Annotated in this window: 22 protein-coding genes; 15 read left to right on the forward strand and 7 right to left on the reverse strand. The window is 66.9% G+C overall.

Features of this window, described 5'->3' with window-relative positions; all coding sequences use genetic code 11:
- Positions 1 to 25: 25 nt before the first annotated feature.
- Both GRI40_RS11400 and GRI40_RS11405 read right to left on the reverse strand, forming a co-directional pair.
- The gene (locus GRI40_RS11400; protein ID WP_160611708.1) at positions 26 to 481 is read right to left on the reverse strand and encodes a DUF1465 family protein; all 456 of its coding nucleotides are present in this window, start codon (positions 479 to 481) and stop codon (positions 26 to 28) included.
- A 103-nt stretch (positions 482 to 584) separates the two neighbouring features.
- Complete coding sequence (locus GRI40_RS11405) at positions 585 to 782, reverse strand: DUF465 domain-containing protein (RefSeq protein WP_160611709.1); 198 nt, start codon at positions 780 to 782, stop codon at positions 585 to 587.
- Positions 783 to 965: 183 nt separating this feature from the next.
- Between GRI40_RS11405 and GRI40_RS11410 the strand changes: the two genes are divergently transcribed.
- The 5 genes from GRI40_RS11410 (at position 966) to tilS (ending at position 6,673) form a co-directional block, all read left to right on the forward strand.
- Positions 966 to 1,124: a DUF465 domain-containing protein gene (locus GRI40_RS11410; RefSeq protein ID WP_337190558.1), complete on the forward strand. Its 159-nt coding sequence runs from the start codon at positions 966 to 968 to the stop codon at positions 1,122 to 1,124.
- 187 nt (positions 1,125 to 1,311) lie between these two features.
- On the forward strand, positions 1,312 to 3,579 hold the full coding sequence (gene ptsP, locus GRI40_RS11415) for a phosphoenolpyruvate--protein phosphotransferase (RefSeq protein WP_160611710.1): 2,268 nt from the start codon (positions 1,312 to 1,314) through the stop codon (positions 3,577 to 3,579).
- 127 nt (positions 3,580 to 3,706) lie between these two features.
- Positions 3,707 to 4,591, forward strand: a complete 885-nt coding sequence (locus GRI40_RS11420) for a helix-turn-helix domain-containing protein (RefSeq protein ID WP_160611711.1) — start codon at positions 3,707 to 3,709, stop codon at positions 4,589 to 4,591.
- Positions 4,592 to 4,731: 140 nt separating this feature from the next.
- Positions 4,732 to 5,700: a tetratricopeptide repeat protein gene (locus GRI40_RS11425; RefSeq protein ID WP_160611712.1), complete on the forward strand. Its 969-nt coding sequence runs from the start codon at positions 4,732 to 4,734 to the stop codon at positions 5,698 to 5,700.
- Positions 5,701 to 5,755: 55 nt separating this feature from the next.
- Entirely contained in the window at positions 5,756 to 6,673 is a 918-nt protein-coding gene (tilS, locus tag GRI40_RS11430; RefSeq protein WP_337190559.1) for a tRNA lysidine(34) synthetase TilS, read from the forward strand.
- A 5-nt stretch (positions 6,674 to 6,678) separates the two neighbouring features.
- On the opposite strand, the gene GRI40_RS11435 is transcribed toward tilS, so the two are convergent.
- Together GRI40_RS11435 and GRI40_RS11440 are read right to left on the reverse strand one after the other, a co-directional pair.
- Entirely contained in the window at positions 6,679 to 7,326 is a 648-nt protein-coding gene (locus GRI40_RS11435) for a L,D-transpeptidase family protein (protein WP_160611713.1), read from the reverse strand.
- A gap of 83 nt (positions 7,327 to 7,409) precedes the next feature.
- Positions 7,410 to 8,216 (reverse strand): transglutaminase-like domain-containing protein, encoded by an 807-nt coding sequence (locus tag GRI40_RS11440; RefSeq protein WP_160611714.1) that lies wholly within the window; start codon positions 8,214 to 8,216, stop codon positions 7,410 to 7,412.
- Positions 8,217 to 8,313: 97 nt separating this feature from the next.
- Between GRI40_RS11440 and GRI40_RS11445 the strand changes: the two genes are divergently transcribed.
- The 7 genes from GRI40_RS11445 to eda all read left to right on the forward strand — a co-directional run bounded on the left by GRI40_RS11445 (position 8,314) and on the right by eda (position 14,936).
- Positions 8,314 to 8,766, forward strand: a complete 453-nt coding sequence (locus GRI40_RS11445; protein ID WP_160611715.1) for a MaoC family dehydratase — start codon at positions 8,314 to 8,316, stop codon at positions 8,764 to 8,766.
- Positions 8,763 to 9,665 carry an HpcH/HpaI aldolase/citrate lyase family protein gene (locus GRI40_RS11450; protein ID WP_160611716.1) on the forward strand — a complete coding sequence of 301 codons (903 nt, stop codon included), beginning with the start codon at positions 8,763 to 8,765 and terminating at the stop codon, positions 9,663 to 9,665. Before GRI40_RS11445 ends, GRI40_RS11450 begins: the two co-directional genes overlap by 4 nt.
- A 5-nt stretch (positions 9,666 to 9,670) precedes the next feature.
- On the forward strand, positions 9,671 to 10,093 hold the full coding sequence (locus tag GRI40_RS11455; RefSeq protein ID WP_337190560.1) for a secondary thiamine-phosphate synthase enzyme YjbQ: 423 nt from the start codon (positions 9,671 to 9,673) through the stop codon (positions 10,091 to 10,093).
- Positions 10,090 to 10,983 carry an ROK family protein gene (locus tag GRI40_RS11460; protein ID WP_337190561.1) on the forward strand — a complete coding sequence of 298 codons (894 nt, stop codon included), beginning with the start codon at positions 10,090 to 10,092 and terminating at the stop codon, positions 10,981 to 10,983. Before GRI40_RS11455 ends, GRI40_RS11460 begins: the two co-directional genes overlap by 4 nt.
- Before the next feature lie 77 nt (positions 10,984 to 11,060).
- Positions 11,061 to 12,524: a glucose-6-phosphate dehydrogenase gene (zwf, locus tag GRI40_RS11465; protein WP_160611718.1), complete on the forward strand. Its 1,464-nt coding sequence runs from the start codon at positions 11,061 to 11,063 to the stop codon at positions 12,522 to 12,524.
- Entirely contained in the window at positions 12,517 to 14,322 is a 1,806-nt protein-coding gene (gene edd / locus GRI40_RS11470) for a phosphogluconate dehydratase (protein WP_160611719.1), read from the forward strand. The genes zwf and edd overlap by 8 nt, the downstream gene beginning before the upstream one ends.
- Positions 14,322 to 14,936 (forward strand): bifunctional 4-hydroxy-2-oxoglutarate aldolase/2-dehydro-3-deoxy-phosphogluconate aldolase, encoded by a 615-nt coding sequence (eda, locus tag GRI40_RS11475; RefSeq protein WP_160611720.1) that lies wholly within the window; start codon positions 14,322 to 14,324, stop codon positions 14,934 to 14,936. Before edd ends, eda begins: the two co-directional genes overlap by 1 nt.
- Before the next feature lie 15 nt (positions 14,937 to 14,951).
- Here eda and GRI40_RS11480 read toward each other — a convergent pair whose 3' ends face one another.
- Positions 14,952 to 15,713 (reverse strand): Crp/Fnr family transcriptional regulator, encoded by a 762-nt coding sequence (locus GRI40_RS11480; protein ID WP_337190562.1) that lies wholly within the window; start codon positions 15,711 to 15,713, stop codon positions 14,952 to 14,954.
- Positions 15,714 to 15,802: 89 nt separating this feature from the next.
- On the opposite strand from GRI40_RS11480, the gene GRI40_RS11485 reads away from it, so the two are divergent.
- Complete coding sequence (locus tag GRI40_RS11485) at positions 15,803 to 18,658, forward strand: DUF2339 domain-containing protein (protein ID WP_160611721.1); 2,856 nt, start codon at positions 15,803 to 15,805, stop codon at positions 18,656 to 18,658.
- A gap of 58 nt (positions 18,659 to 18,716) precedes the next feature.
- Positions 18,717 to 19,391 carry a response regulator transcription factor gene (locus tag GRI40_RS11490; RefSeq protein WP_160611722.1) on the forward strand — a complete coding sequence of 225 codons (675 nt, stop codon included), beginning with the start codon at positions 18,717 to 18,719 and terminating at the stop codon, positions 19,389 to 19,391.
- 48 nt (positions 19,392 to 19,439) lie between these two features.
- Here GRI40_RS11490 and GRI40_RS11495 read toward each other — a convergent pair whose 3' ends face one another.
- Positions 19,440 to 22,178 (reverse strand): TonB-dependent receptor plug domain-containing protein, encoded by a 2,739-nt coding sequence (locus GRI40_RS11495; RefSeq protein ID WP_160611723.1) that lies wholly within the window; start codon positions 22,176 to 22,178, stop codon positions 19,440 to 19,442.
- A 127-nt stretch (positions 22,179 to 22,305) separates the two neighbouring features.
- Positions 22,306 to 23,874, reverse strand: coding sequence for a hypothetical protein (locus GRI40_RS11500; RefSeq protein WP_160612067.1), 1,569 nt, complete (start codon positions 23,872 to 23,874; stop codon positions 22,306 to 22,308).
- 318 nt (positions 23,875 to 24,192) lie between these two features.
- Between GRI40_RS11500 and GRI40_RS11505 the strand changes: the two genes are divergently transcribed.
- Entirely contained in the window at positions 24,193 to 24,561 is a 369-nt protein-coding gene (locus GRI40_RS11505; protein WP_237489161.1) for a tetratricopeptide repeat protein, read from the forward strand.
- Positions 24,562 to 24,672: the final 111 nt, after the last annotated feature.

The raw sequence follows: 24,672 nt of genomic DNA on the forward strand, positions 1-24,672 counted from the left end.
AGTCGAGCGTTACGGAACGCCGCGCTCAGAACGTTCCCAGCGCCCGGCCCAGCCGTTCGTGCAGGCGGTGCACGGTGGCGGGACGCATGGTGAAGCGATCGCGCCAGGCCGTGTCGAGCCGCGCGATGCGAGCGTGAAGGGCCACCGTCTCCCCGATGAGCGCGCGGGTTTCGGGCGCCAGCATCTCCATCTGCCCCGGGTCCGAAGCGCGGTCGGGCGGCAGCACGCCGTGGCGGCGCAGCTGGAATTCGCTCAGCTCGCCGGCGAAATAGGCGCGGTGATTGAGCAGCCAGGCAAGGACGTGCATCATCCGCGTGGTGGTGCGCAGGCCCTCCACCGACAGCGCGATGCGCACGAAATCCTCCTCGGCGGAGCGCGGCGGGGCGAGGTCGAACGCCGCCCGCACTTCGTCGGCCAGGACGAGAGCTTCGCAGTAGAGCGCTTCGATGATCGGCTGGTTCAGATCGGTGGTGGTCGACATCGCGTTATCGCTACTCCCACCGAGTCGCGGCCGCCACAAGAGTATCCCGACTTTCCAGAATCGATTTTGACCTGTCCCGCGCCGGGACATGTTTACCCCGGATTCACGCTATGATGTCGGGCAGGAGCTGGTCCTCCACGATCGCGATCTGGTCCTTCATCCGAAGCTTGCGTTTCTTGAGGCGCGCGATCTGGAGCTGGTCGGGCGATCCCGTCGCCGTCAGCGCATCGATCGCCGCGTCGAGGTCGCGGTGTTCGGTCCTGAGCGAAGCCAGCCGCTTCTTCAGTTCCTGTTCGGTCACGGTGTCGTCGTCCCCGTCAGAATCGCTTCGTCGTGCGCCAGCGCGCGGCCTGCCGATTAGGCGGTTTGGAGGGGTTCGCAAGGCAGGATTGTTGTGATTGTATGACTGTCCGGGCGGCTCGATGCACGCTCAGATGCATCGAGTCGCCGGGGTGGTCGCAACAACCCGCACAGGAGAACACGGATGCTGTCATCGTCGCACGCCGCTGCACTGGAAACCAAGCACGCCAACCTGGACGCCCGGCTCCATGCCGAGATGAACCGGCCGGCGCCTGATGCGGCGACGATCCAGCAGATCAAGCGGGCCAAGCTCAAGATCAAGCAGGAACTGAACGAGATCTAGGGCAGGCGTAGAGGCCGCGGGCAACATCCGGGCAGGCGGCATTCAGGCAGGCGGCGCAATGGTGGCGCGCGGTGGCACGACCCGTTCGTGCGCCCCGTGCTGCCCGCCGGCCTGCCCACCAGACCCTCCGTGGATGGCGCGCGGTGCAATTCCCTTTGTTCGCCGAATAGGGTAGCGGCTGTCGTCGATGTCCGCAGTCGCCGCAGCCCGCCAGATACTGAACCAGTTGCACGAGGTCATGGCCTCGCGCCTGCACCCGCAGGGCAAGCTCGACCGGGTGGTCGAAATCATCGGCGAAGCGCTCGATAGCGAAGTCTGCTCGATCTACCTGCTGCGCGAAGGCATGCTGGAACTGTTCGCCACGCGCGGGCTGGAGCAGGCGGCGGTCCACGTGACCAGGCTGGCCATCGGCGAAGGCCTGAACGGCATCATTGCCGAACATATCGAAACGCTGAACCTGGCAGAGGCGGCGGCGCATCCGGACTTTGCCTACCGCCCCGAAACGGGCGAGGAGAAATACCATTCCTTCGCTGGGGTCCCGATCGTCTATCGCGAACGGGCGGTGGGCACCCTGTGCGTCCAGCACGCCGATCCGCGCCGCTACGACGACGTGGAGATAGAGGCGCTGCAGACCGTTGCGATGGTCCTGTCCGAACTGATCGTGCACGCGGGCCTTGCCGACGACGAGGCGGCCACCCTGGGTGAAGCGGCGTCAGGCCCGCAGATGATCCAGGGCCTCACGCTGGTGAAGGGAATCGCGGGCGGCACGGCGGTGTTCCACCAGCCGCGCGTCCTGATCGACCAGGTCGTGGCCGAGGACATCGAGGTGGAGCGTCAGCGGGTTTACCGCGCGTTCGACAAGATGCGCGACCAGATCGAGGCGATGGCCAGCCAGGCCGAGTTCGGCACGGGCGGCGAGCACGATGAAGTCCTCGAGACATACAAGATGTTCGCCTACGACGAAGGCTGGGGCCGGCGCATCAACGAGGCGATCGATTCCGGCCTGACTGCGGAGGCTGCGATCGAGCGGGTGCAGCAGCGCACCCGGATGCGCATGCGCGAGATCGACGATCCGCTGCTGGCCGACCGGATGCACGATCTGGAGGACCTGTCGAACCGGCTGCTGCGGATCGTCTCCGGCCAGCTCGGCACGGCCGCAAGCCAGGGGCTGAAACGCGACACCATCCTGATCGCCAAGAACCTGGGGCCTGCCGAACTGCTGGAATACGACCGGCGCCGGTTGAAGGGCGTCATCCTGGAGGAAGGCTCGCTCACCGCGCACGTGGTGATCGTGGCTCGCGCAATGGGCGTGCCGATGATCGGCCGGGTGCGCGGTTTGCGCGGCATGGTTCGGGAAGGCGACGAGATCCTCCTCGATGCCGACAAGGCGATCGCCCACGCGCGGCCGCTCCAGCAAACGATTGACGTCTTCGCCGAACGGATGGCGCGCAGCCGGCAGAAGCAGGCGGCCTATGCCGAACTGCGCGCGGTGGAGCCGTTCAGCCGCGATGGTACCCGCATCCAGGTGATGATGAATGCCGGTCTGCGCGACGACATGGCCAGCCTGCCGATCGTCGGCGCCGATGGCGTCGGCCTGTTTCGCACCGAATTCCAGTTCCTCGTTTCGGCCACCCTGCCTCAACGCGAACGCCAGACGCGCATCTACCGCGACGTCCTGGACGCCGCGGGGGATAAGCCCGTGATTTTCCGCACGGTCGATATCGGCGGCGACAAGGCCGTCCCCTATCTCGATTCCGAAAACGCGAGCAATGACGAAAACCCGGCCATGGGCTGGCGGGCCCTGCGGCTGGCGCTGGAGCGCGAAGGGTTGATGAAATCCCAGGCCCGCGCCCTGCTGGAAGCCGCGGCGGGCCGATCGCTCAACGTCATGTTCCCGATGGTGTCGGAGCCATGGGAATTCGATGCGGCGAAAGCTGTGTTCGATGGGCAATTGACCTTTCTAAAAAGCCAAAAGAGAATTCTCCCTGACAGCATTCGTTACGGCGCCATGCTGGAAGTGCCGGCCCTGGCCGAAACGCTCGACATCCTGCTGCCGCGCATCAGCTTCCTTTCCGTGGGGACGAACGACCTCACGCAGTTCCTGTTCGCCGCCGATCGCGCGAACCCCAAGCTGGCCGAGCGATACGACTGGCTGAGCCCCGCGGTCCTGCGATTCATGCGGCGCGTCGTGCAGGCGACTGACGGCTCGGGCGTGGAACTGGGCATTTGCGGCGAGATGGGCGGGCGGCGGCTCGAAGCCCTGGCGTTGCTCGGGCTCGGGTTCCGGCGCTTCTCGATCACGCCCGTCGCGGTGGGCCCGATCAAGGAACTGATCCGCAAGGTCAATCTTGGCGAAGTGCGCGACGTGATGAACCGCCTGCTGGCCGCGCCCACCGGCAGTCTGCGCGCGGAGCTTCAGGCCTGGGCCGAACAGCAGGGCATCGAGACCGACTGACTTATCGCGCGTGCCGCGCACTTCATCGCTGGCCATGGTAATGCCGATGTGCGAACCTTGACAGCATCGCCGCGCGGCGGCTTTTCTTCGCAGCAGGGATCGGGTCGACATTATTCCGGGACGCCAGATGGACGATCAGACGAGTGCGCTCGATGGACAATTGCCGCTGCACGGGGTGGGCGATCGTCTGCGCATGGCACGCGAAGCGGCGGGCATGACCCTCCCCCAGCTCGCCGCGGAAACGCGCATACCCCAGCGGCACCTGGCGATGCTGGAAGCGGGCAACTTCACCGCGCTTCCCGCGCGGACATATGCGACCGGGTTCGCGCGGACTTATGCAAAGGCCGTGGGGCTGGACCAGCGCGCCATCGTCGAGGACGTCCGAGCCGAGCTTGCGGCGAGCGAGCCAGGTGATCGCAACCGCGCCGCCTCGTTCGAGCCTGGCGATCCGGCCCGCATTCCATCGCGCGGTCTTGCCTTTCTCAGCTTCGCGGCTCTGATCCTTCTCTTGGTCGGCGGATATGCCTTCTACAACCGAGTGCTGGCGCCAGGCTCCGGCCCGCCTTCGCTGCTGGAGGAGGAACGACTGGCCATGGCGGGGGCGACGCCTCCCAGCGGCGCCCCGGCCCGCCAGGGCGCGACGGTGACGGAACCGACCGGCCCGGTCGTGTTCACCGCGCTCGATGAAGAAGTGTGGGTGCGGTTTTCGGACGGCAACGGACAGACGGTCCTCGAGAAAACCCTGCTGAAGGGCGAAACGTACACCGTGCCCGCTGACGCCCGCGGCACGACATTGCGCACGGGCCGTCCGGACGCGCTCGCCATCACGGTGGGCGGCCGCACGGTCCCCAAGCTCGCCGAAAGCCAGCAGGTGATGGCCGATGTGCCGGTCACTGCCGCGGCCTTGCTTGCGCGCGGCGCAGCCCAGGGGAGCGCCTCTCCGTCCGCTGCCAGCACCGCCGGTGCCCCGGCTGCCACGGCTGCGGGCAACCCGCCGGGCAGCGGAACCTGACCACTGTCCCCCGCCATTGCCCTCGGGGATGCTCGACAAGGCGACCGGCGTAGCGTTAACCTTGCGATGGTTCAGCGCCGGTTCGCCTTTGCCCGGCGAAGACCGCTGGACGGGAAAGACTTGAGACGGGATTGATTGAGATGGGGTTTTCAGTGAACCGGGCGCTGGCCGCGCCCTTTGCCATGCTCGCGATCGCCGGCACCGCGATGCCGGCGGCCGCGCAGGATGCCGCGACGGAAGCGCGCCTGAAGAAGGCCGAAAGCGAAATCCGCGCGCTTCAGCGCCGTGTGTTTCCGGGCAACGATGGCCGCTATTTCGAACCGGAGATCACCGCGGCGCAGCCGGCCACGACCGGCGTGGCGCGCCCTTCCACAACCGCAGTGACCGACATGCTTGCACGGCTCGACGCACTGGAATCGCAGATTGCACGGCTGACGTCCCAAACGGAGGAAAACACCAACGCGATCGCGCAACTGGGGACGCGGATCGGAGCCCTGGAGGTGACGAGCGGCGCCGCGGCCGCCGCGGCGGCATCCGCCATCCCCGCTGCTGGACCGAGCCCGCAAGGGACGTCCACGCCCACGGGGGGTGCCACCAGACCGGCGGCGGTGGTTACGCCAGCGTCAACGACGGCTGCGGTGCCCGCGACGACCCGCCCGGCAGGCCCCACGGCCCAGCGCCTTGCTGCCGTTCAGGCAATCGCGAAGCCCCAGACCAGCGACGCCGGGGATGACGAGTACAGCTACGGCTTCCGTCTGTGGGAAGCGGGCTTCTTCCCGGAAGCCCAGCAGCAGCTGACGCTGTTCGTGGAGAAATACCCGCGCCACGATCGTATCAGCTATGGCCGCAATCTTCTCGGTCGGGCCTACCTTGACGATGGCAAGACCCAGGAAGCGGCGCCGTGGTTCCTCAAGAACTATCAGACCGACAAACAGGGCGCCCGTGCGCCGGATAGCCTGCTTTATCTCGCCGAAACCATGATCGCGATGAACGATACGAAGCGCGCTTGTATCGCGCTGGCGGAATTCTCCGAAACCTATCCCGCCATCGCGAGCGGCCGGCTGAGAGGCCAATACGAGGCGGACCGCCGGAAGGTGAAATGCAATTGATACGGCGGTCTCGCCTCCTCCACTGATCGCCCGGTTTCGTGCAGATCTGGCGGCCGTGTGGCCCTCCGGTCTGGACGAGGTCACGCCTTTAGGGGTCGCGGTATCGGGCGGCCCCGACAGCGTTGCCCTGCTATTGCTCGCGCACGCGTTGAACTCCGGTCGGGTGGAAGCCGCTACGGTCGATCATGGTTTGCGCGCGGACAGCGCGACCGAGGCGGCCGAGGTGGCTGCGCTGTGCGACCGGCTGGGCATTCCGCACGTCGTGCTTCGTGTGGAACTGTCTGCCGGTAACATGCACGACGCCGCGCGCACGGCGCGTTACGCCGCCTTGGCCGATTGGGCGCGCGCGCGCGGGCTCCCCGCCGTAGCGACGGCGCATCACGCGGACGACCAGGCAGAAACCGTGCTGATGCGGCTCAACCGGGCAAGCGGACTCGCTGGCCTCAGCGGTATTCGGCCTTCGACGAAAGTGCCCGGTACGGAGGTGTCCGTCATCCGGCCGTTGCTCGGTTGGCGGAAGGCCGAACTGTTCGCGATCGTACGGGAAGCTGGCGTGGAAACCGCCGACGATCCTTCGAACCGCGACCCACGCTTCGACCGGGCGCGTATCCGCGCGGCGCTGGCCCATGGCGACTGGGCCGACCCGGTCGCCTTCGCCCGTTCCGCCGCCCTGCTGCATGAGAGCAACCAGGCGATGGAGTGGATGGTGGGCAAGCTGTGGCAAGCCGCCACCGATCAGGCCGAGGACACGCTTGCGTGGCGCCCGACCGATGAACCACGCGCGCTACGGCTGGCGATCATCGCACGCGCGGTCGCCGAAGTGGGCGGCCGCGACGCCATGCGCAGCGATATCGCCCGGCTCCACGACACGCTCGAATCCGGGGCCGCCCGCGCTGCGAATGTCGCCGGGGTGCTCGTCTCGCGCGACGGCGATACGTGGACGTTCCAGCCCGAGCCGACGCGCCGGAATTGAGCCGGTCAGACGATGGGGTCGCCGATCTGCATCGTCTCGCCCCTGGTGATGATCACCTTGTCGCCCGGCCCCGCGATCGCGAAGATGCGCGATATGAATTCGTCCGGACCGGCGATGCACCCGTGGCTGGCGTATCCGTTTTCGATCTCGCTTCCGCCGTGGATGGCGACGCCATCGGTGGTCAGGAACATGCTCCAGGGCATCGGCGCGTCATCATATTTTTCGCTGACATTGTGCCGTTGCTTGCGCAGGATTGGGAAAGTGCCGAGCGGGGTCGGGTAATCGTCAGTCCCGAGCAGGACCGCCGCGGCGCCGATTTCGTGGCCGCCCCTGAACACGGACAGCACGCGCGCATCCAGGTCGACTGTCATGACGATCGGACCGGGGGCGACACCCTCTTCGTCCCAGTGCCACTCGCCGTAACGGATCGGATCATCGATGGGCAGGATGCGCTTGACCGTGAACGGCGTTTCCGCCTCGGTCGGTTCTCGCGCAGCCAGGGACGCCGTTTCGACCGGAATCGCAAGCTCCGCCGTCGTGGCCGGGTGCGTTGCGTGCCGCGAGCTGAAAGCACCCGAAGCCAGCGCAGCCCCGCCAAAACCCAGCGCAATGGCGGCGATCGCGCCCCCGCTCCATTTAGCTAACGAGTGCATAACGACGTTATGCGCCGCGGTGGTCTTCGGTTCCAGATGCGGCGTATGTTCGTCCCCGCGCGGGACGCGGACCGCGTCAGATATTAACGCGCGGAGACTTCGCGCACGGCAACGGTCTTGTCTCCGAAGTGTGACGGCCCGAAGCTGGTGAGAAAACTCACGTCCGCCGCGTCGCGTCCCACGCCGATTTTCACGGTGTCTTGCGGTTTGGCCATGCCGGTCGCATCGACGATGTACCAGGCGCCGCCGCCTTCGATCGTGTCATCGGCCAGGAACACTTCTGCCAGCGCGTGGAAATCCTGCGGCGTGACGCCGGGGGAAAAGCACGAAACATAACGCGCCGGAATCGTCGACGCGCGCGCGAGCGAGATCAGTACATGCGCGTAATCGCGGCAGATCCCGCGGCGTTCGACAAAGCTGTCGAGCGCAGTGGTCGTTGAGTTGCTGCTTCCCGCTTCGTAAGTGAAATGGCGCGCGATCCAGTCGTGGATCGCCAGGACGCGGTCCCCGCCGGTGGTCCCGCCAAATTCGTCCTCCGCGAAGGATTGCAGGCGATCGGCGGGGCAATAAGTGGAATCGAGCAAGTATTCGAGCGGATCGCCAGGCAGCTCGTGCGGCGAAAGCTGGGCGAGCCCGGCGAGATCGGGCGCAAGCCGGTTGACCTCCACCAGCGCTTCGTAACGCACGTCGAAGCGGCCCTGCGCGTGGACCAGCACGCGTTCCCCGATCGCTTCGTGCGCCGGGACGCGCACGCAATCCTCGCCACACGACAGCGTGGTCCGGGTCGACAGGATAGTCTGTTCGGGGATTGCCGCGGCTTCGAACTGGAGAATGAGGTCGGTAGGGTTGTCGAGAGTGAAATCGAACGCGGCCGTGATGGAAATGGGCATAGCTGCTCCGAAACGCGCGTACTCGCGCCAGGTGTCCATTGCCTACTGTCATTCCCGCGGCCCGCGCGCTAGTCGCCTTGTGAACGAGGAGACATGCATGCCGGGCTTGTGGTTCGATGATTTGAGAGTGGGGCAGACCTTCGATCATCCGATCCGGCGGACGGTTACCGAAACCGACAACCTGCTGTTCACGACGCTCAGCCACAATCCCGCCGCGCTGCACCTCGACGCGGAATACATGAAGGGCAGCGAATACGGGCGGGTGCTGGTCAATTCGTGCTTTACACTGTCGCTGATGGTGGGGGTGTCGGTCGGCGATACGACGCTCGGCACGGCCATCGCAAACCTGGGTTGGGACGAAGTCCGCTTCCCCGCCCCGGTCTTTGTCGGCGACACCTTGCGGATCGAAACGGAAGTGGTGGAATTGCGGGAAAGTCGGTCCCGTCCCGAAGCCGGCATCGTGACCTTTGCCCACCGGGCATACAATCAAGACGGCACGCTGGTCGCGCAATGCAAGCGCAGCGGTCTTCAGCGGCGGACCCCGGCATGACCAGCACCGCCGCGCGCCCGCTCCGCTCGTTCCTGTTCATTCCGGCCGACAGCCAGAAGAAGCTGGCCAAGGTCGCCGAATGCGGCGCCGATGCGGTGATTCTCGACCTCGAAGATGCGGTCGCACCCGCGGCGAAGGATGATGCCCGCCACCAGCTCGCCGAATTCCTCCACGGTTTTGACCGCAGCAAGCCGGGTGCGCCGGAGCTTTGGGTCCGGATCAATCCGCTCGACAGCGGACTGGCCGAATACGATCTCGCCGCGGTTGTTCCGGCAGGCGTGCAGGGCATCATGCAGCCCAAGCCCGACGGGCCGGCGGACGTCGCGAAGCTTTCCAGCCTGCTCGATCACATGGAACTGGCGCACCGGGTACAGCCTGGTTCAATCGGGATCATTCCCGTCGCGACCGAGACCGCGATCGCGCCTTTCCGGCTGGGCGAGTACGCCGGCGCGGGGCTCACCCGGTTGCGCGGCCTGACCTGGGGAGCGGAGGACCTCGCCGCCGCGCTGGGTGCGACCGGGAACCGCGGCGCCGATGGCGAGTGGCTGTTTACTTACCGCCTGGTGCGTTCTCTCACATTGATGGCGGCGCATGCGGCGGGCGTGCCGGCGATCGAGACGCTGTATGCTGATTTCCGCGACACGGACGGGCTTCTTGCGTCGAGCCGGCAGGCGCGGAGCGAAGGGTTCAGTGGCCGCCTGGCGATTCATCCTGCTCAAGTCGCGCCGATCAACGAAGGCTTCACGCCGAGTGCGGAAGAAGTGGCGTTTGCCCAGCGCGTGGTCGCCGCATTCGATGCGGCGCCCGGCTCGGGCACAGTAGGCATCGACGGCAAGATGTTCGACAGGCCGCACCTGAAGTCGGCACTGCGCACCTTGGGCCTCGCGGGCCTGGTCTGAACGCTGTGAGCGTCAGGATCGAACAGGGCGCGCTGATAATCGAAACGGCAGGTCGCGAACTGCTCGACATCACCGCCAGGATCACCGTGTGGCTGGCCAGCGCGCGGCTCGTGCGCGGGACGCTCAGCGTGTATTGTCGTCATACCAGCGCAGGCCTCTTGATAAGCGAAAACGCCGATCCCGCGGTGCTGCGCGATCTGCGACGCTGGCTCGATCGCCTGGCGCCGGAAACCGCAGGTTATGAACATGACGACGAAGGGCCGGACGACATGCCCGCGCATATCAAGGCGATGTTGACGGGCGGTGCCCTCACCATTCCTTTCGCGGGAAACCGTCTGCTGCTCGGGACATGGCAGGCAATCTATCTCGCCGAACACCGGGCAAGGAGCCACAGGCGCGAGATCGTACTGACGGGGATTGGCGAGTGACCGGGCCCCTGATCGGCGCCGTCGAGGCCGGCGGCACGAAATGCGTCCTCGCCATCGCGGACAGCGACGGGAACATCATCGATAGGGACCGCCTGCCGACTGGGCGGCCCGAAGTTACGTTTGCCGCCCTGGCGACATTCTTCCGGGCAGCAGCCGAGCGGCATGGCGCCATCGGGGCATTCGGCATCGGCACGTTCGGCCCCGTTTCGCTGGACGAAACTTCCCCGGGCTGGGGCACCCTCACCACCACGCCCAAGCCAGGTTGGCAGGGCGCTTCATGGCCCGACGCCTTCGCCAACTTCGGCGTTCCCCTGGCAATCGACACCGATGTGAGCGCCGCGGCGCTTGGCGAATGGCTGCTGAGCGGGGGCAAAAGTACGCAATCCCTGGCCTACACGACTGTGGGCACGGGGATCGGAACCAGTATCCTGCGCGATGGCCTGCCGGTTCGTGGCATTTCGCACCTCGAAGGCGGCCACATTCGCGTGCCGCGTCAGCCGGGCGACGGGTTCGCGGGTGTCTGCCAATGGCATGGCGACTGCCTGGAAGGACTGGCAAGCGGCCCGGCAATCCAGGCCCGGTGGGGCGCAAGCCTCGACGCGCTCGGCCCGCAGGAGATCGAGACCATAGCCGGCTATCTCGCGGAGCTCGCGGCCACGCTCGTGTTGTTGCACATGCCCGAGCGGCTGATCTTCGGCGGCGGCGTCAGCAAGGCGACCGGACTCCTACCAGCCCTGCGCCGCCTGACGGAGGAGCGTCTGGCCGGCTTTGTCGAGCACCGGGCACTCGACCCCGGGCTCGCGCGTTACATTGTGGCGCCGCAATTGGGCGACGATGCCGGAATCCGCGGTGCCATCGAGATCGGCCGGCGGATTCTACCGCACGCGTGAACAGGATTTGGCGACTGAGCCTTGTCCCGTTGTGACGGCTTGCTAGGCCGGTCCGGCCGTCGATCTGCAGGAGGGCCATGACAGACAGCGCCGCTCAATCCACCCGTTTCACGGCCGATCGGCTGCTGGTGTTCGGCGCCACGGGCGACCTTTCCCAGCGTATGCTGCTGCCCTCGCTCTGTGCGCTGTCCCACGACGGGCTGCTGTCGTCCGCGTTGAAGATCACCGGCACGGCACGTTCGGCGATGTCGGACGCGGAGTTCCGGAATTTCGCCAGGGCGGCACTGGAGAAACATCTGCCCGCCAATCGGCGCGGCGGGATGGCCGATTTTCTCAATCGCCTCGCCTATCAGCCGCTCGATGCTTCGACCGTGGAAGGCTTCGATGCACTGGCGCAAAAAGTCGGCACGCCGAAACAGGGGCTGGCGATCTTCCTTTCGACCGCGCCCAGCCTGTTCGAACCGACGATCGCGGGTCTCCAGTCGGCCGGACTTACCGGCGCAAACGTGCGGATCGGCCTCGAAAAGCCGCTCGGCAGCGATCTTGCCAGCAGCCGCGAGATCAATGATGCCGTCGCCGCAGCGTTCAGTGAGGACCGGATTTTCCGGATCGACCATTATCTCGGCAAGGAGACGGTCCAGAACCTGCTGGCGCTGCGCTTCGCCAACCTGCTGTTCGAACCGATCTGGAACGCGAACTACATCGATCATGTCCAGATAACGGTCGCCGAAACCGTCGGGCTGGAAAGCCGGGTGGCGTACTACGACGACAGCGGCGCACTGCGGGACATGGTGCAGAACCACATGCTCCAGTTGCTGGCACTGGTGGCGATGGAGCCGCCGACCAGTTTCGACGCCACCGCGGTGCGTGACGAGAAAGTGAAAGTCCTGCGCTCCCTGCGCCGGGTGGAGGAAAGCGAATCGGTCACAGGTCAGTATCGCACGGGCGTCGTCGGCGGGAAAAGCGTGCCCGGATATGACGAGGAACTGGGCAAGGATTCCGAGACCGAAACCTTCGTCGCGATCAAGGCGCACGTCGATAACTGGCGTTGGAAAGGAGTGCCGTTCTACCTGCGCACCGGAAAGCGGCTGCCCGAACGCGTGACGGAGATCGTCATTCAGTTCCGCTGCGTGCCCCATTCCATTTTCCAGAGCCGCGGTGCCCGGACCCAGCCCAATCGCCTCGTCATCGGCATCCAGCCGGAAGAAAACATCCACCTCTCGCTCATGGCGAAAGTGCCGGGGCTCGACCGCGAGGGCATCCGCCTGCGTCCGGTGCCGCTGGACATTTCGATGCCCGATGCTTTCGCCGGCGCAGTGAAGCGTATCGCCTACGAACGCCTGCTTCTCGACCTTCTGGAAGGTGACCAGACCCTCTTCGTCCGCCGTGACGAGGTGGAGGCGCAATGGGAATGGATCGATGCAATCCGCGCGCTCTGGGCGAGGGAGGGGCTGACCCCGCGCGCTTACCCCGCAGGGCATTGGGGGCCGAGCGCCGCAATCGCCCTGGTCGAACGCGACGGGATAAGCTGGCATGAATAACCTCAACGACGTTATCCACCGCGTGACTCAGCGCGTGATCGCCAACAGCGGGAATAGCCGCGCCCGCTATCTCGAACTCATGGAGCGAGAGCGGGAGCGGCACCCGAACCGCGATACGCTGGGATGCTCCAACCTGGCCCATGGCTTCGCCGCCGCCCTGGAGGACAAGCCCGCTATCAAGAGCGGGCGCGGGGCGAATATTGCCATCGTCACCGCTTACAACGACATGCTGTCCGCCCATCAACCTTACGGCGCCTATCCGGCGCAGATGAAGATCTGGGCGCGCGAGGTCGGCGCGACGGCACAGGTCGCTGGGGGCACGCCCGCGATGTGCGATGGCGTGACTCAGGGACAGGATGGCATGGAGCTGTCGCTGTTCAGCCGCGACGCGATCGCGCTGTCGACCGCGATCGCACTGAGCCACGCGATGTATGACGGCGTCGCGCTGCTCGGGATATGCGACAAGATCGTGCCCGGCCTCGTCATGGGCGCGCTGCGCTTCGGGCACTTGCCGGCGGTGTTCGTGCCCGGCGGGCCCATGCCGACCGGCATCGGGAACAAGGAGAAACAGAAAGTCCGCCAGCTCTATGCCGAGGGCAAGGCGACCCGCGCCGAACTGCTCGAGAGCGAAAGCGCCAGCTATCATTCGCCTGGCACTTGCACGTTTTACGGCACTGCCAATTCCAACCAGATGATGATGGAGATGATGGGGCTCCACGTGCCCGGGGCAGCCTTCGTCCAACCGGGGACACCGCTGCGACAGGCGCTTACGCGGGCGGCGGTCCACCGGCTTGCGGCGGTGGCCGGGGACCCGGCGGCTTCGATGGCGCGAACCGTTGACGAGAAAGCCATCGTCAATGCCGCGATCGGGCTCCTGGCCACGGGCGGCTCGACCAATCACGCCATCCACCTGCCGGCGATGGCGCGGGCCGCGGGGATTGCGTTCGACTGGAACGACCTCAGCGAACTCAGCGCCGCCGTTCCCCTGATCGCCCGTGTCTATCCGAACGGATCGGGCGACGTGAACCACTTCCACGCGGCGGGCGGGATCGGATACGTGATCGGGGAGCTGCTAGAAGCCGGGCTCGCGCACCGGGACATCGCTACCATCTGGGGCGGCGACTTGTCGGAATATGCGAAGGAACCGTGGCTTGACGGCCAAACCCTGGCGTGGCGCGAAGTCGGCGCAAGCGGCGATCCCGACATGCTTCGCCCGCCATCGGACCCGTTCCTCCCCGATGGTGGCATGACGCTGGTGGAGGGCAATCTTGGCCGCGCCTGTTTCAAGACGAGCGCGGTCGATCCCGGGCGCTGGTCGATCGAGGCGCCGGCGCGCGTGTTCGACAGCCAGCACGCCGTGGCGGAGGCTTTCGCGACCGGCGAGCTCGATCGCGATGTCGTGGTCGTCGTCCGTTTCCAGGGACCGCGCGCCAACGGAATGCCCGAGCTTCACAAGCTGACCCCGCCGCTGGGCGTGCTCCAGGACCGCGGCTACCGCGTCGCGCTGGTCACGGACGGGCGGATGAGCGGGGCGAGCGGTAAGGTCCCTGCCGCAATCCACTGCACGCCGGAGGCGCTGGGCGGTGGACCGCTCTCCCGCTTGCGCGATGGCGACATGGTGCGGTTGTGCGGCCACGCGGGCGTGCTCTCTACCAGCGCAGACCTGGAAAGCCGGGAGCCGCAGGGTCCGAGCGAAGACCTCCACGGCGTGGGACGCGAGCTTTTCGCGATGTTCCGTCTCGGCGCGGATTCGGCCGAGCGGGGGGCCAGTGCCATGCTGGCGGCGGGGGGGCTGTGATGCGCAGGATGGACGCCATCCTGCGCATCGCCCCGGTAATCCCGGTCATCGTGATCGACGAGGTCGCGCACGCCCGTCCATTGGCGGAGGCCCTGGTTGCGGGTGGCCTGCCGGTGCTGGAAGTGACCATGCGCACCCCGGCCGCCCTCGGCGCGATCCGCGAGATGCGTCAGGTTCCCGGCGCCATCGTTGGGGCGGGCACGGTGACGAATGCGGGCCAGCTCGATGAGGCGTTGTCAGCGGGAAGCCAATTCGTCGTCTCGCCTGGACTGACCGAGCCGCTCGGCCGCGCGGCTATCGCGAGCGGGCTCCCGTTCCTGCCCGGCATCGCCAATGCGGCCGACATCATGCGCGGGCTGGATCTCGGGCTCACCCATTTCAAGTTCTTCCCCGCGATGGCCGCAGGCGGAATTCCGGCCTTGACGGCGTTGGCGGCACCCTTCGGCCAGTGCCGGTTCTGTCCGACCGGGGGAATTGGACCGTCGAACGCAGGCGAATGGCTGGCGCTTGAGCCCGTGCTGTGCGTTGGCGGAAGCTGGGTGGCACCCAGGGGTATGCCAGATGTGTCGCAAGTGGAGGTCCTGGCGCGTGAGGCGGCTTCGCTCGCCCGATGAGCGCAGCGCGCGCGTTCAGCGGCTGTCGAGCGCGTGGCCCACTGCCAGGCCACCGTTGCCGTAGAGGTAGGTTGCGTTGAAATCGCCGAACTGTTCGAGGCGGCCTCTGTCGCGGGCCACCACCAGGCCGCGGCGAAACTCGGCTATTCCCTCGCGCCGAAGCTCGGAAAGCGCGCGGTTCATGTGGATCGCGGTCGTGCCGCACATGTCCGCAAGATCGACCTGGCTGAGAGGAGAGCGAAACCCGTTGGGCCGCGCGAGCCCGACCATGTCGAGGCGTTGCCAAATCTCTGCCAGGCGATGCGCGACCCGCCGGCTGGCCTTGAGCTGTTCCAGCTTGAGCGTCCATTGCCGATGAATCGCGGCATCGAGCAGGGTAGAGAACCAGAACAGGCGCGAAAGATGCGGCTCGTCTTCGTGAATTCGGGCAATCCGCTCGTGCGGGACATATCCAACCCGTGCCGGCCCGATCGTCACCACGTCGTGGTCGAGACGTCGCAGCGCGAACGCATGAAGATCGACGAAATCGCCCGGGACCTGGATACCGACGACGTAACGACGATCGTTCTCCGTGATCGTGCGGACGATGAACCCGTCGATCAGCAGCGTGCTACGATGCGCGAGTTCGCCGCGGGCAATGATCCGGTGCGGCTTGTCGTAGCTGACGACTTCTTCGACCGCGGCTTCGAGCAGGTCCTTCTCGCGGGCGCCCATCGCATGACGCGATCGCCCCATCAGGAAGCGCCCCGTCAGGGGGTAAGTTGTAATGTCGTCCACCACGTTCCACCCTTAGTGATCGGACGGGGGATTTGGTTCCGGCAAAGCTTGCATAATTCGCCCCGCGGGGGGAGCGTGGCGCGATGTTGATGCTCGGGCTGATCATGGCGTTCGTGGCGATCGCCATGCTGTGGCGGCGGGTCGACGTCCTGGAGCGTGAGGTGAAAGGCTTGCGCGCTGGCAACGGCGCGGTGTCGTACCCTGGCGACGCGCCCGTGTCGGCCCCGATAACCCAGGCGCTGGCAGAGCAGCCGCCCGCTGCGCCTGCCGCACCGGAACCGACTGTCGTGCAGGAGCCCACGCCGGAGCGCAAGCGGACCTGGCGGCCGCGCATGGCCATGCCGCGCTTCGACTTCGAAGACGTCTTCGGGCGGCAACTGCCCATCTGGGCGGGCGGCGTGACGCTGGCCGTTGCCGGGTTCTTCCTGGTGCGCTGGTCGATCGACGCCGGGCTGTTGACGCCGCCAGTCCGCGTCGTGCTCGCCGGCCTGTTCGGCATGGCCCTGCTTGTCGGGGCCGAGACTGCCTGGCGCTGGCGCGAGAGGGTGGCCGATCCGCGCGTGGCGCAGGCCCTTGCGGGTGCAGGGCTGGCGACGCTCTACGCCGCATTCTACCTCGCGGGGACGAGGTATGGCCTGATCGGATCGACGATCGCGTTTGTCGGGCTGGCTGGAGTCACCGCGGCGGGGATCGTCCTGTCGTTCCGCTTCGGCCTGCCGAGCGCGGTGCTGGGACTGGTGGGCGGCTTCGCGGCCCCGGTCCTGGTCGGAGGGGACGAGGCGAACCTGCCGCTGCTCACGATCTACCTTGCCCTAGTGACCGCTGGATTGGCGTTGACCGGCCGCCGGCAGGATCGCGCGTGGCTGGGCATAGCAGCGCTCGCCGCCGGGCTTCTCTGGGGCGCGTTGCTGTCGGCCGGGGGCGTCTCCGCAACGCCTGATATCGCAGTGCTCGGGGCGTATCTCGTGCTGTTGGGCGGCGTCCTTCCCGCGCTGTCGACCGCCAATGACCGACCGGCCTGGTTCGTGCGCGTGGGCGCTGCGGCCTTGGCGTCCGTACAGCTTGCCGGGCTGGTGCGCCAGGGCGGCTTCGATGCGCTGGAATGGAGCCTCTACCTGATGCTGGGGGCAGCCCTGGCGTGGTTCGGCTGGCGGCAGGCCGCCATGCGCGAGGCGAGTGCGGTCGCGGCGGCCGTAGGTGTGGCGTTGCTCTTTTTCTGGCCGGCGCCCGAAGCGACCGGGTTTGCGGCCGCCGCCCTGGGCGTGTGCGCTATATTCGCGCTCATACCGCTGATCCAGATCTGGCGCGGCTCCCACAGGGCAATCGATTTCTGGCAGGTGGGCGGAACGGCTTTCGGCGTAGCGGGTGCCGCCTATGCCCAGCTCGGAAGATTTGCCCTCGGGCTGCCTGAGCCGGAGCTGGCGCTCGTCACCGCCTTGCTCGCCGTGCTTCCCGCGCTGGCCGCATGGCGGGCGTGGCAGCGAAGCGACTCGGTGCTTGATCGGCCGGAAGCGGCAGCCCTTGCGTTTGCCGCGGCTCTTGGAGGGATCGCGCTGCTGCTGGGGATTCCGGCGTGGGCTGCACCGCTCGCCGCGTTAGCAGTGGCAACGGCGATGCTCTGGGTCGATCGGCAGCGCGCGGAGCCTGCGGCGCGCGCGATAGGCTGGGCGGCAGCTGCCCTGGGCGCATTGCTCCTCGCCGCGCTGCCCCACGTCGCCACTATGGCGGCAAACGAATTCACCCGCCTCGCAGGCATGAGCGAGAGCGTCGATTGGCGAAGCCCGCTGCGCTGGGCGGCCGCAGCGCTGGCTTTTGTCGCCGTCGTGGCCCAGTCGCGCGAGGCCCGCGCGAGAGCCCTGGCGGAGGCGGCGAGTGCGGTCCTTGCCTACGGCGCGATGGCGCAGATCCTGCCGCCAATGGTCATGGCATGGGTCGCCGCGATTGCGGCCGCGGCACTGGCATGGCGCGCGAAATGGCCGGGCGCTGCGACGGCACTGCTCGCCATTGCGGCGCTGTGGGCCGTCGAACCGGCCGTCCTGTGGTTGGCAGGCGGCGCCATGGCGCTCGTGGGTAGTCCATTCGTGACCGCCGACCTCCCACCTGCCCCGATGATCCTGCGGCAGCTGATGCCGGTCGCCGCCGCGCTGAGCTTCATCGCAGCGCGCAAGGCCGCCATCCCGGTCGCGCAACGCCACGTGGGGATGGCCCTGACGGTGACCGCCGTGATCGCGGCACACGCGCTGTTTCGCCACGGGTTTGCGGCAATCATCGGCGCGGACTTCGTCACCACCGGCCTCCTCCAGCGTGCGGCGTGGGAGTTCGTACTGGTGGGCGGCAGTGTGGCCTTGTGGCGCAAGGGCCGTGCACGCGGCGCGGCGGCTCTTGCCGGCATCGCAATGGCCCATTTCGCCTGGTTCACGCTCGTTCTCCACAATCCGCTGTGGTCCGCGCAGGCGGTGGGAGCAGTGCCGATCGCCAACGCAATCGTGCCCGCCTACGCCGCCGGGTTCGCCGCGCTGTGGGTGCTGCGCAAGGTCAGCGGACACGCCTCGCCGGTGATACGCTGGTTTCTCGATGCCGCAGTGATGACGCTTCTGGCGTTCATGGCGCTGAGCCTGTTGCGGCAGGCGTTTGCCGGTAGCGACCTGGTGTCGGCACCGATGGGCGAGGGGGAGGACCTGCTGCGCTCCCTCACCGGCATCGTGCTGGCCGTCGGCTTCCTCCTGTGGGGCGCACGGACGGGGAAACGCAGTTGGCGTATCGGATCGCTGGTGCTGATGGTGATCGCAGTGCTCAAGGTGTTCCTTGTGGATGCGGCGGACCTCGGCGGCCTGGCGCGGATCGCATCGTTCATGGCGCTCGGCTTCAGTCTTATCGGGATTGGCTGGTTCTATTCCCGCCAGTTGCGGGGCAGCACGATGCCGACCGCCTCCGTCACACAGTAACAAGCGCGTCACATACACGCGGCAATCCCGTTCCCGTGGCAGCGGGGCAGTGGAACGCATGGACGTGGTGAATATCTTTCTGACCGACCGCAACGCCGCGACCATGGAGGATTTCCTCCATGCCGGCCGGCGGTTCACGTTCGGCACGATCGGGGCCGAGGGGCCGGGCAAGCTGGTCGAGGGACCGGTATGGGCCTTCGTGGACTGGGTGATGGACGACATGGCGGGCCTCGAGATGTGCCGCCGGCTCCGCGCCGATCCGCGGACCACATCGGCGCATATTACGATGGTGCTGGAGGCCGACGACCAGGAAGATCGCCGCCGCGCACTGCGGGCAGGGGCGGACGACTACATGATCGGTCCGCTCGACAGGACCCGCGTGCTCGACCGGGTACTGGCGGTCGATCCGCAGCAGCAGCAACGCCGCACGCACGGCCGGTTCGAAATCGGCGACCTCTCGATCGACATGCTGGCGCTGCAGGCGCGCTGGGCGGGCACGCCCGTGGTGCTGCCGCCGAACGAGTTCCGCCTGCTGCGCTTTCTGGCCGAAAACCCCGACCGGGTGCTGACGCGGGAGGAGTTGATCGCGGGCCTCGGCAAGCAGGATCCGCCGCTCGATGCCCGCACGGTCGACGTGTGGATCGGCCGCCTGCGCCGCGCGCTCCGGGCAGCAGGCGCGGGCAACCCGCTGCGCACCGTCCGTTCGTTGGGCTACGTCTTCGACACACCGTGAGCGCCGACGGCGCGCGCTCCCCGAGCCGGAAGCGCGCGCCGAGCGATCCTAGAATTTCACCCCGAGCGACAGCGCCAGCGTCGTGCCGAGATCGTAGCTGTTGATGTCGATCCGGTTGTCGCCCGCTTCCTGGAACTCCCTGTGGCCGCGGCCCAGGATGTTGCGGGCTTCGAATTTTGCCTCGACTTCCGTGCCCAGCAGATCGAACCCTTCGCGCCACACGAAATCGAGCCGGACGCCGGGGCTTTCGATCACATCGGGCTGAGGCGGCGTGCCGTTGAGCCCGCGGCTGACGACGCGGTCGCTGGCGTAAGACAGCAGGATCGTCTGCTGCGAAAGGCGGTCCGTGCTCTCCAGCCCCAGTTGCAGGTTGACGATATGGTCCGACTGGCCCGTCAGCGGCGCGCCATCGCGGAAATAGTCGGTCGCGATCGTCGAAGCCGCGCCGAAAACGGCGACGGTGTCATCCGGCGAGACCGACAGTTCCGACTTGGTGTAGGTGTAATTCGCGATCAGCGCGAGGCGGCGGGGTGTGAAGAAGCCGCCACCGATGCTGTCGAGAGGCACGTACTTGATCGCCTCGACCTCGGCCCCATAGAGCTGCGCTTCGGGCGCATTGGCGAACGATGTGAGCAGGTCGATGCCGGTGACGAACGCTTCGATCGGCCGGTCGATCTTCTTGTAAAAGCCGGCCACCGACACGCGCTGTTCGGGCGCGAAATACCACTCGAAACGCGCCTCGCCGTTGATGAGCGTGCTGTCGACCAACAGGGGGTTGCCGCGATAGGGCCGGTTGCTGTCGGGATCGTAATAGGGCTGGGCGATCAGTTCGCGGAACTGCGGGCGCGCAATGGTCTTTGACCCATTGAGCCGCACCTGCATCGCGTTGCCCAGATCCACGGTCACCGTGGCGGCCGGCAGCCAGTACGATTTTTCCATCGTCACGCCGGGCACGGAAGGCGGCACCGACGCGAAGACCTGGATCGGCGCGGTGGTCTGCACCGCGTTTTCGTAGCGGACGCCAGCGTCGATGGAGACCGGACCGACCGCCCAGTTCCCCTTCAGATATCCTGCCTTGATGGTCAGCCCCGCGTCGAAAGCCGGGGTGCCGGGGTCGGTCTCCACCAAGGTGATCCCGATCCCGTCGACGATACCCGGCGCCAGGAGCAGATCCGGGCGCAGCATGCCGATCGCGCTGATGATCGCGGGCTGACCCTGGAAGGTGTTGGGTGCCAGGATCAGGAAATCGCGCCGCGAGCTTGTCCGGTCGGTATCGCTCCACGCGCCCCCCGCGGTGAACGACAGCGTCGGCAGCGTCCGCCAGGTGAGGTCCACGCCGCCCGACCACAAGTCTTCGCTGAGGGCCGAATAGGTGACCCCGCCGTTGCCGCCGTTGCCGTTGTTGAGACGGTTCACGAAGTGCTGGCCGAACGGATCGGATTCGGCATTCGTGCGGACGTATTCGAAGAAAAGTTCGCCTGGGGCGTCGCGCTTCGTGTTCGCGTATCCCGCGCGTAGTTCGGCCGACACATCGGGGGTCAGCTTCAGTTCGGCCACGGCCTGGGTGTTGAACAGCTGCCGTTCGTACCAGGCGGTGCGCTGCTGCATGAAGTCGGCCGTACCATTCTGCGCCGGCTTCTGTCCCAGGGCCAGCGCGGCCTTCTTCACCGTATCGTGGATGTACACGCCGGTAAGGCGAAGGCGGTTGTCGCCGGCCTCCAGGCCGACACCGAGCAGCCCGTTCACCAGGATGCGCTGATCGGTGCTGACCTGGCGGAAATCCCGCTCCAGGCTCGACAGGTCGGCGCTTTGCGATGCCTGCTGAATGATGTCCTTGGTCAGCCATTTGTTGCTGTAGCCGGCCGCGGCGATCACGCCGAGATCGGCATCGCCAACCGCGAAGGTCTTGCCCCCTGACAATGAGGCCGAAAAATTCGGCTGCGTGTTGTAATCGCGCTGGACCAATGCGTTGCGCGACGTGACGAGCTCGCGGGCGATCGCGGTCGAATCCACGGGATCGGTGCCGATCAGCTGGCGGCTGTCGAAATAGGCCTGCAGCGCCGGCGGCACGTCGCGATTGCCGTTATCGTAGCCGAGCCAGTCGGTCTTGCTGCCGTAATAGGTGTAGCCAAGCTGATCCGTGGTCTCCGTATCGCCGGATACCCCGAAGCCGATGCTGAGGAAGGGATCGTCAGGCGTGGCGCGGGTGGTGAGGTTGATCACGCCGCCGCCGAACTCGCCGGGGAAGTTTGCGGAATAGCTTTTCTGCACCAGCGACGATGCGATGACGCCGGTGGGGAACAGGTCCAGCGGCACGACACGCTTGAGCGGTTCGGGGCTGGGCAGGGGCGACCCGTTGAGCAGGGCGAGGCTGTACCTGTCGCCCAGTCCGCGCACATAGACAAAACCGTTGCCCACGAGGCTGAGGCCGGTGACGCGTGCCAGGGCGCCTGCGATGTTGCCTTCACCCGTGCGCGCGATCTCTGCCGTGCCCAGCACCGAAACGACCTGGTCGGAACTGCGCGCCACGTTGCGTTCGCGCCGCCCGGTGACGATGATCTCGTTGCCGCCGCCCGGGACGGAGATTTCGATCGCTTCCTCGCCTGCCTGGTCGGGGCCCGGTTCGTTCGGGGCGGGCGAATCCGGTTGCGGGTCGGCCACCGTCTCCCCGCTGGGCGGCGTCGCCGCGGGCGAAGGGTCGGTCTGGCTTTGCGCGTGGGCGATGCCCGGGGCGGTCAGCGCGGAACTGATCAGCAGGGCGCCGATGAGCCGCAGCTTGGTGGACATGGAAACGATCCCCCTCAGGAATTGGCGGGCGTTGGCCGCAAGGAGCGCGCGTGGCGCAGGGATTCAGGTGCGATGAAGGGGCGGCCGGCGGTTCGCGCGGCCGCCCCCTTTCGCCTTCGCGTGTCGGTCAGATAACCGGCAGGCTGGTGCAGTTGCTGCCGCCGCCCAGCGGTGCGTAGCCGCTGTTGCAGGTCCATCCGGCGGCCCAGGCGGTGTTGCCGCCCCACGCCGCGCCGATGCGGTAAGGGCTGGGCGAAGCCGCGAAGAAGCTCGACAGGCCGGTCGGGTCGGTCGGGACGACGGCATCTTCGTTGGCGCCGTTGACGAACGTCATGGTCAGCGTGCTGGTGAACGCGTCGTTGTTGTTGTTTGCGCCCGAGCCGAAGGCCGAGGCGGCGGAGGCGGCGGTGTAGCTGCCGTCCCCGATGTACTTCGCCGCGTTGCAGGTCATCACGACGGACCGAGCCGTGAGCGTCGCCCGCAGCGCCGTGTCGGCCGCCCCGGTCAACCGGATGCATTCGTTGTTCGGACTGAACACGACGCCGTTGTAGAGCGCTACGTCGGCATTGCCGCGGATATGGAACGCCGCGCGGGTGCCCGCATCGTTGTTGGCGCTGGCCTGCGGCTGGATGGCGGTGAAGTTGACCAGGTTGAGTCGCGTGCGCGGCGTGTCGCTCTCGCGGCCGTTGGAATCGATTTCCATCAGGCCGTCGCCCTGTCCGGGCCGCTGGATCATCAGCGCGTGCTGGATGTTGGCGCGCGCGCCGGTGTCGACGTCGAGGCTGTCATCGTCGGCGCCGGTGACGACATAGTACTTCATGTTGACCGCGCCGCCGAACAGTTCGGCCCCGTCGTCGGAGCTGTTGTGCGACTGGATATGGTCGAGCGTGGTGCCGGTGCCGATGGCGCCCGTGGTGAGCGCCTGAAGTTCGGCGTTGGCGCTGAGGACGAAGCCAGAATAGCGCAGCTGCACGTAGCTCATGCGCCCCGCGTTGTAGCTGTCGTCCGCACCGCCGAAGCGGGCGAGGTTGACGGCGCCTTCGGTATCGCGTTCGCAGGTGCCCGAAGCGACCGTGCCCACTGCGCAGTCCGTCACGCGGCCGCGGCCGAGCAGCACGACGCCGCCCCACTGGCCGATCGAGTTGTCGGTGTTGAGGCCGGCGACGTTGTCCTGACTGGTGAACACGATCGGCGCAGTGGCGGTGCCCACCGCGTTGATCTTGTTGCCGCGGTTGACGGCCAGCCACGACTGGCCGGTGCGGGCATAGATGACCACGCCCGGGTCGATCGAGAGGGTCACGTTCGTGTCGGCGGTCAGGGTGCCGCAGCCGACGGTGGTGGACGCATGCGGCGCGCCTGCGGTCGGCGCGCTGAATCCGCCATCGCAGCCAACGTCCACGCGGCCGTTGAGCGCGTAGAGCACGCCGGCGAGCTTGGGCAGGGTCACACTGCGGGTGACGAGGCTCGGCAGTTCGCAGATGCGATAGCTGCCGGTCGGACCGCTGATCGTTCCGCGGTCGGTCAACATGACGCTGGCATCGTTGGTCAGGGTGGGGCAGGCCCCCGCGGCGACCGAAGTGCCGGTCGTCGGCGTGGGTGTCGGCGCGGGAGCCGCAGGCGGGATGGTGATGTTCACGTCGCCCCCGGTACCGGGCGATGCGATGTCGTCCGCGCCGCAACCGGCCAGGGCCAGCATGCTGCACGACAGGGCGATTGTACGCTTGATGGTAGTCACGGAAGCGGTCCCCTCAAAAAACCCGAGAATCGATGTGCGCGAACGCAAGTCGCGGCTCGCCGGCTAGGCCCGCTACGTGACAGTTTCTTGGCAAACGGCCGGATCGCAGAAGATGACCGAACTATGACGGTCGCTTGACTTTCGCGTCGCGCATCGAGCCTGAGTGCAGGTTTCTGCTCCCGGCAATATTACGCAAAAATGACACTGTTACAGATTTGTTGCAGTTGCAGTTAAAGTCGGCATGATCTCGGCAGAACGGTATTTGAGAGGAGCCACACCATGTCGATGATCGCGATCTTTACCGCGCTGATGATGGCGCCTGGTCCGGCGGCCGAAGCGCCGGCCGACGTGGCATATCGCGAACTCCTGGCAGGCGATAACCGCGCCGCGGTCGAGCGGATCGAGGCGAATGCCGCGCTCGACGAAGGCGACCCGGCGCGCCTCATCAACCTCGGCGTCGCATATGCCCGCCAGGGGGACACGGAGCGCGCACGCACCATGTTCGAACGGGCTGCTGCTGCCGACGCGCGCGCCGATCTCGAGACAGCGACCGGTGAGTGGGCCGATTCGCGCAACCTGGCGCTGAGGGCGCTGGCGTCGATCAATCGCGGCACGCTGGCAGGCGGAGTGCGCACCGCTCGGCGCTAGGCGGCCGGCGCACAACCGCATGCGAGTGGCGGCTCGCCGGGGTGGCCCGGCGGGCCGCTTTGCTGTATGACGAAGGGACCGGTCGCGACGTTCAGGAATCTGTCACTGCGC

Origin of the sequence: Tsuneonella aeria, assembly GCF_009827495.1 — a bacterium.
In the GTDB taxonomy this organism is placed as follows: Bacteria; Pseudomonadota; Alphaproteobacteria; order Sphingomonadales; family Sphingomonadaceae; genus Tsuneonella; species Tsuneonella aeria.